The sequence below is a fragment of the Methylomagnum sp. genome, from assembly GCF_054333355.1.
Genome location: NZ_JBTEKS010000391.1, coordinates 1 through 4,007 on the forward strand (window position 1 = coordinate 1; position 4,007 = coordinate 4,007).

The 4,007-nt window shown below is 70.1% G+C and carries 1 protein-coding gene; it reads left to right on the forward strand.

The features are described from left to right. A partial coding sequence (locus ACXWUF_RS19900) for a beta-ketoacyl synthase N-terminal-like domain-containing protein (RefSeq protein ID WP_458503359.1) occupies positions 1–4,007 on the forward strand: 4,007 nt, incomplete at both ends.

Genomic DNA, 4,007 nt, shown 5'->3' on the forward strand with positions numbered 1-4,007 from the left:
CCGGGGATGACCTCATCACCGAAGTGCCGCCGGAGCGCTGGGACTGGCGCAGCGACGCCACGGGCCGGGCGCGGTGGGGTGGCTTCGTGCCGGGGATTGATCGGTTCGACGCCCGCCTGTTCGGCTTCACGCCCAAGGAAGCCGAACTCATGGACCCGCAGCAACGGCTGTTCCTGCAAGCGGCCTGGGCGGCGCTGGAAAGCGCGGGGCTGCGCCCGTCGGATATGGCCGGGTCCGATACCGGCGTGTTCGTCGGGGTGGCGGGCACCGATTACCATGAACTCCTGGGCCAGTCCGGCGTGCCCATGGACGCCCACCGCGCCACCGGCGTCTCGCATAGCCTGGTGGCGAACCGGGTGTCCTATGTGCTGGGCCTGCACGGACCCAGCGAAGCCATCGACACCGCCTGTTCCAGTTCCCTGGTGGCCCTGCACCGGGCGGTGCTGGCCCTGCGGGCGGGCGAATGCACCGCCGCCTTGGTGGGCGGCGTGAATGCGCTGCTGCGTCCCGAAGTGAACATCGCCTTCGGCAAGGCCGGGATGCTCAGTCCCGACGGGCGTTGCCGTAGTTTCGGCAAGGACGCCAACGGCTATGTGCGGGGTGAGGGCGTGGGCGCGGTGGTCCTCAAGCCCTTGGCGGCGGCGGAGTCCGACGGCGATCCCATTCTCGGGGTCATCCGGGGCAGCGCGGTGAACCACGGCGGCAAGGCCAATTCCCTCACCGCGCCCAATCCCAACGCCCAAGCGCGGGCGATGGCGCGGGCCTGGGCCGGGGTGGACCCGGCCACGGTGAGCTACATCGAAGCCCACGGCACCGGCACCGCCCTCGACGACCCGGTGGAAATCAACGGGCTGAAAACAGCCCTCGCCGAACTGGGCGGGGCAGGCCGGACCTGGACGCCGCAAAGCTGCGGCATCGGTTCCATCAAGAGCAACATCGGCCACCTGGAAACGGCGGCGGGCATCGCCGGGCTGATTAAGGTCCTGTTGGCGCTACGGGCCAAGCGGCTGCCCGCCAGCCTGCACCTCGCCGCGCCGAACCCGCTGATTGAGCTGAGCGGCACGCCGTTCTATCTGGTCCGGGAGTCCCGCGACTGGCAAGCGCCCGTGGACGCGGACGGCCACACCCTGCCGCGTCGGGCCGGGGTCAACTCCTTCGGCTTCGGCGGGGCCAACGCCCATGCGCTCATCGAGGAGTACCCCGAACCGGCCCGTCTTCCGGCTGAATCCGGCCCGCAATTGATCGTGCTGGCGGCGCGTAGCGAGGCGGGCCTGATCCGCACCGCCCGCAAACTCGCCGCGTGGTTGGAGCGGGCCGACCCCGCGCCCCGGCTGGCCGATGTGGCGCACACCCTGCGGGTGGGCCGGGAGGCGTGGAATTATCGGGTGGCTTGCGTGGTGTCCGACTTGGCTGAACTGCGCGGGTGGCTGGCGAAGCTGGCGGCGGGTGAGGAGGCAGCCGGGATTTGGCGGGGCAAGGTGGGACGTGGAAACGCCGGGCAGGTATTGGGCAAGGACGAAGCCAGCCGGGATGATCTGGCGGGCCTGTGGCGGGACGGCCAGTTGGAACGGCTGGCCGAACTGTGGGTGAGCGGCGCGGCGCTGGATTGGTCGGTTTTGGAGCCAGCTTCCGGCGTGCGGCGTATTCATCTGCCGCCCTCGCCCTTGGAAGAAGAGCGCTATTGGGCACCCATGGGACCGGCGCAAGTATCGGCATCGACGCCGGGCGCGGCTGCCGCCCTGCATCCCCTGCTCGATGACAATGTTTCCAGCCTGGATCGGCTGGAATTCCGCAAGCGGTTCACGCCTTCCGAATTCGTGCTGGCCGAGCATCGGGTGGCCGGGCGCTCGCTGCTGCCCGCCGCCGCCTATTTGGAAATCTGCCGGGCGGCGGCGGAACTGGCCGCGCCGGGTCAAGCGGTGCGGGCCATCGAGGCGGCGTGTTGGAGCCGTCCCTTCAGCGTGGCCGACGCGGGGGCGGAACTCCGCATCGGCCTTTATCCCGAGGCGGGCGGGCTGGCCTGTGAAATCGTCAGGGACGACACCGTGCTGGCCGTCGCCACCGTCCGGCTGGCGGAGCCGGGGCAGGGCGGCGGCGATGTGACGCTGGAGCGGGACGCCATCCGGGCGCGCTGCCCCCGAGCCTGGAATCCTGAGGAAATCTACGGCCTGTTCCGCGCCCACGGCTTCGAGTACGGGCCGGGCTTCCAAGTGCTGGCCGAGTTATGGAGCGGGCCGGGCGAGGCGCTGGCCCGGCTGGCCTTGCCCGCCGCCTATCGTGGCGTGGCGGGGCGGTATGGGCTGCATCCGGCTTTGCTGGATGGCGCCTTGCAATCGGTGGCGGTGCTGATGCGCGAGCAGGCCAGCGACGCGGCGCGGGCCTTCCTGCCCTATGCCTTGGAGCGGCTGGAATTATTGCAGCCGGTCCTGCCGCCCGAGCTGTACGTTCATGCCGTCCGGGCCGGGACTGATGGGCGCTTCGACTTGCTGCTGGCGGACGAGGCGGGCCGGGGCGTGGCCCGACTGGTTGGCTTCACCCTGCGTGAATTGGGCACGGCGGGCGGCACGGTCGAACGCCCAGCCGTCGCCGCCGCCAGCGTGACTGCCGCGCCGGACACCGCCCTAGCCGACCACGCCAGCCTGACGCGGAAGGTCCGCGAGCGGGCACGGGCCATGGTGGCTGAATTGTTGCGCGTGACGGTGGAGGACATCGACCCCGACGGCGAGATTGCCGAGTACGGCCTGGATTCCCTGGCCGTCAACGACTTCGCGGCGCAGATCGAAAAAGCCTATGGCATCAGCCTGAATCCCACGCTGTTCTATGAGCATCCCACCATCACCAGCTTGGTGACGCATCTGGTGGAGACCCACCCGGCGGCGTTCGCCAAAATCCATGGTGCCCCGGCCCCGTCAGCCGTCCCGGCGGTCCAAGCCGCGCCGCCGACCATCCCGACCCTGCCGGAACCTATCCGGGTCCGCCGCCCGGCCCGGACCCGCTACGCCGCGACGCCCCAGGCCGAACCCATCGCCGTGATCGGCATGGCCGGGCGCGTCCCGCAATCGGCGGACCTGGAGGCTTTCTGGGAACACCTTCTGGCCGGGGACGACCTCATCACCGAAGTGCCAGCGGATCGCTGGGACTGGCGGGCCATCTACGGCGACCCCGCCGAGGGCGGCAACCGCACCTTGAGCAAATGGGGCGGGTTCATGCCGAACGTGGACAAGTTCGACCCGCTGTGTTTCGGCATTTCCCCCCGCGAGGCGGAATTGATGGACCCGCAGCAACGGCTGATCCTGCAAACCACCTGGGGCGCGTTGGAAAACGCCGGACTGCGGCCCGCCGCCCTGGCCGGGTCCGATACCGGCGTGTTCGTCGGCGTGGGCACCCACGACTACCAGGACTTGATGGCGGTCTGCACTCGCGAAATCCAGCCCCACGGGGCCACCGGCACCGCCCAGAGCCTGGTGGCGAACCGGGTGTCCTACGTGCTGGGGCTGCACGGCCCGAGCGAGGCCATCGACACCGCCTGTTCCAGTTCCCTGGTGGCCCTGCACCGGGCGGTGCTGGCGCTGCGTTCGGGCGAATGTGGGCTGGCCGTGGTGGGCGGCGTGAATGCGCTGCTGCGCCCGGAATTGACCATCGCGTTTGGCAAGGCCGGGATGCTCAGCCCCGACGGGCGTTGCCGCAGCTTCGGCAAAGAAGCCAACGGCTATGTGCGCGGCGAGGGCGTGGGCGTGGTGGTCCTCAAGCCCTTGGCGGCAGCGGAGTCCGACGGTGATCCGATCCTGGGTGTGATCCGGGGCAGCGCGGTGAACCACGGCGGCAAGGCCAATTCCCTCACCGCCCCGAATCCCAACGCCCAGGCGCGGGCCATCGTGCGGGCTTGGTCCGGCGCGGGGGTCGATCCGGCCACGGTGGGCTATATCGAAGCCCACGGCACCGGCACCGCCATGGGCGACCCGGTGGAAATCAACGGGCTGAAAAAAGCCTTCGCCGAACTGGGCGGG